The sequence below is a fragment of the Photobacterium carnosum genome (genome assembly GCF_021236965.1).
Taxonomy (GTDB): domain Bacteria; phylum Pseudomonadota; class Gammaproteobacteria; order Enterobacterales; family Vibrionaceae; genus Photobacterium; species Photobacterium carnosum.
The window spans coordinates 1-3656 of record NZ_WMDN01000050.1; the positions used below are offsets into that span (position 1 = coordinate 1).

Consider the following 3656-nt stretch of genomic DNA (forward strand, 5'->3'; position numbering starts at 1 on the left):
TGGGTATTTTGAGAGATTTTGTGCGGATAAAACGTTAAAAAAGTGACGTTGTTATTTTGTTATCAATGTTACCCGATCCCAAAATGAAAGTTTGACCGGTGTTTATTAGAAATTGACGACAAAGTAATGTTTTCTGAGATAAATACATGGTCCTGGTTAATTGAGGTACGAAATTATCCAAGAGCATCAACCTGCGGTTGCGACTTTCCCGCTGTAAGTTCATCTAATACAATTACGGCATCAGAATTACGTTAGCTCCGACCATGTATAACCCGAATAGTATCAATGCTCTTTTTACCTTAGATAAATGTTTTCATAATGCGCTGAAAAACGGTCACGTTTTTCGCACAGCAGAGCTTGAAGCAGTGGTCAAAGTATTATCATGTAAAACACATAAGCTCGGTGCTAAAGCGTATAGTTGCACCAACCCTCGGTGCTCTCATGAAAAACGGGTATGTAATACCTGTAAGAGCAAGCTCTGCACGTCATGCGGCCAAAAGGCCACAGAGCGTTGGATAGCGGTCATCAATTCAATCCTCCCTGATTGCAAATATCGGCATATTACGTTCACTATGCCAAAAGCATTTTGGCTAATTTTTCAATATAACAGAGTGTTATTGAATCACCTGTTTTCCCTTGCCGCCAACACATTAATAAAGCTTGCGAAAAAGAGAGGGGTAACCGTCGGTATTTTTTCGGCTCTGCATACCTATGGCCGACAAATAAATTTCAATTGTCATATTCATTTATCAATAGCGGAATTCGGCTTAAATCGACAAGGGAAGTTGAAATCATTTTCCTTTAAGTTTGATTTGCTCATGAGCCAATGGCGTTATGAGGTCATTAACCTGTTAAGAACACATTATCCCGTATTAATTTTACCGCCAGAATTGGAGGTGGAAGGCAATAACCCTCAGTCCTGGACTGCATTTTTAGACAGAAACTATAATCGTCATTGGAATGTTAATATTGCCAAAAATACCACTCATAAGACGCATACCGCGAAATATTTAGGGAGTTACGTGAAAAAGCCACCGATAGCGGCAGCTCGGTTGGCTGATTACACCGGTGGGGATGTGACGTTTACTTATCTAGACCACAGAAGTAAAAGCTATAAAGATTTAACCTTAAGCCAAACAGAAATGATGCTGAGGATATTGAACCATGTGCCTGAAAAACACTTCAAAATGATCCGTTATTTTGGTTTTTTATCGAACCGTTTACGGGGACGCTTATTGCCATTGATATATAAACAACTGGGACAAGAGGTTGTTACTGCCAAAACCTTTGGTTTTGCAGCGATGATGAAAGCATTTTTGAAGGTTGATCCGTTCAAATGCATTTTATGTGGTGCTCGAATGGTATTCACGGGATTTATAGCAGGATTAAAAGTAGGTCAATTAGTATCAGCAATAGAAAATATTGCGTTACAGAGGCCAATTTAAGGCCGTAGTTAGGGTAGATCTATCCGAAATCAGTGTTTATGATCAAAACCGCTTTAATTCCATCCAAATTTTCTCATTCTTTAATCTACTCATAATGAAAAAGGTCAAAACCACGTTTTGTATTCGTTTTTTCTTGATGGATAGTAATCTTTCAGATTCCTATCCATCAAGCACCATGTATCGACAAGTGAAACGCGTCAGTCTAGTGGGTTCTCTCATGTGGAAAAGTAGGACAGACAAGCTGCCCTAAACTTTACACACAATCGATAATTCAGTATCGAAAGAGCTTTAAGTTTTCGCTCCGCTATAAACAATAAGTTTATTTTCTTCTTAATTTAAAGCGTGTTAGATATATGCTGATATTGAGAGAGGTTGAGCAAAATTCCACAGCAGCAGCTTTCCTTGGGACTTTTCAGTCATAAGAAATGCTGCTACTTCGGAATGCTAATATGCCGACACCGAGCCGAGTATATCGCTTATTCCCTACAGATACCTTTTCATATTCTGTAGCTCCAAACCTCCTTGATGATGCAAGGTCAATCGACGGCTTGGAACTTATATGTCGGCTACAAGTGAGATAACATTCTAGTGTTAGTGCTCTGGTCTTGCTCGCATACAAGTGCAGTGTTTTAAGTGGTGTATTTGATTGAATGTCTACAACGAAGTAGGCTTTCCTCCCTCTCACCCTAATCACGCCAATATTATCCGAGACAATGCCTAAACCTACATGTTGATCCCCGTCTGCTTTCGTCTATGTCGAATAGACCCCAAGTGGTGAGAACCTCTCACTAACTCTAGCAGGTGCGTTATCTTGTGAACAGTTTCTGCCGTTCGTAGTTTTAGTGGGTGCAAATAATATAGCGAGATGTTGAAGGGAACACTTGAAGATCTTACGTGATATGGCTATCATAGTAGGACTTAACGAGCGTCTAAATTCGTTTTAAGTATTCCGAAAAAAGCTACCTTGCAGGGTAGCTTTTTTTACATCCGTTGAAAGATGTTACTCTCTAACTCGTCAAATCTCAAGCATTCTTCTAATACGATCAAGATCACAATTATTACAACCTCATGTTTTGTATGTTTATTTTTCCCAAAAAGTACAATTACTGATATTTATCGCATAAATACATAATGGCAACAGCCGTAAAATAATCACTCGTAGAGGGATAAAGAGTTTTAAAGAGTTTACTCTTTAGCACGCGATTGTAATTATTGCAGCGAAGCAAAATGATTTCAGTCGGTAACGTGCCTTTATTTTGCAACTGCTTATATCATGCAGCACCCAAAGGAACCCAAAAGGAACCCAAAAAGAACCCAAAAAGAACATAAAAGGAACCCTATCCGACAGCATAATAATTTAAACGTTTTAATTCGGCTAAAAATAAAAAAACCACAATTTCGTTGTAGGGTTTTATTAAAAAATATGATTTTTCAAAAATAATAAATATAAACATAATCACGAATTAGATTTAAAATAAATCTACAATAAGTAAAAACACCTCGAAATGGATTTATTTTAAATCTACATCACATACAAAAATACCGCCTCAAATTGGGCGGTATTTAACAGTTAATCTATTTATGTGATCCGAGATTATGTAACGTCCAGATACAATAAAGACCGCCTAAGCGACCTCTTAAATTGTTAGCATTTAACAGCCTAAAGCAATTTCAATCTCACCCCAATATTTCGCAATCGAATCCTTTGAAACCACCTCACCTATTGCTTTTCTGCACTGATTCTTCGGGTATCTTGCATTAATAATTTTAGATTTTTCTGTGCATGATAATGAGCTAATAGCTGAAAATAATAGTTGTCTGGTTTTCTCTGCTCGTAATTCATTTGTAGTGCGGACAGCTGCTGTTTTTGCTGTTACCTTTGGTTTTTTCTTTCTTTTTTTATCCGCACTAATAACAACAGGTACGGACTCTACTGGCGTAGGGTTATTTAAACCATCAAGTCTCATTTTAATTGAACGCTTAACCCAAGCAGCAAAAGGAACATCACCCCTGACAGCATCAATTTTAGCTAATAAATCCTTATCTATACGCATGTCTTTACGAACAGATGTTGCAGTTTCATTGGCTTTTTTCTTATTTTCCACAGTGCGGACTCCAAACAAATCAACAAAGACGAGTGCGGACAATGTAGCACGATAAACAATTTTAAACATATAAAAAAACCGCCTCAATGGACGGTATTTAACAGTT

Annotated in this window: 2 protein-coding genes; one reads left to right on the forward strand and one right to left on the reverse strand. The window is 37.7% G+C overall.

The window, feature by feature from the left end:
- Window positions 1-263: 263 nt before the first annotated feature.
- A complete protein-coding gene (locus GLP24_RS19655; protein WP_232579722.1) occupies window positions 264-1445 on the forward strand; it encodes an IS91 family transposase in 1182 nt (393 codons plus the stop codon).
- Between the two features lie 1652 nt (window positions 1446-3097).
- Here GLP24_RS19655 and GLP24_RS19660 read toward each other — a convergent pair.
- Window positions 3098-3656: hypothetical protein (locus GLP24_RS19660; RefSeq protein ID WP_232616432.1), on the reverse strand; the 559-nt coding region annotated here is incomplete at its 5' end.

Coding starts and splice junctions, on each gene's coding strand:
- GLP24_RS19655 (WP_232579722.1), top strand. CDS start 264: ATGTATAACCCGAATAGTATCAATGCTCTTTTTACCTTAGATAAATGT.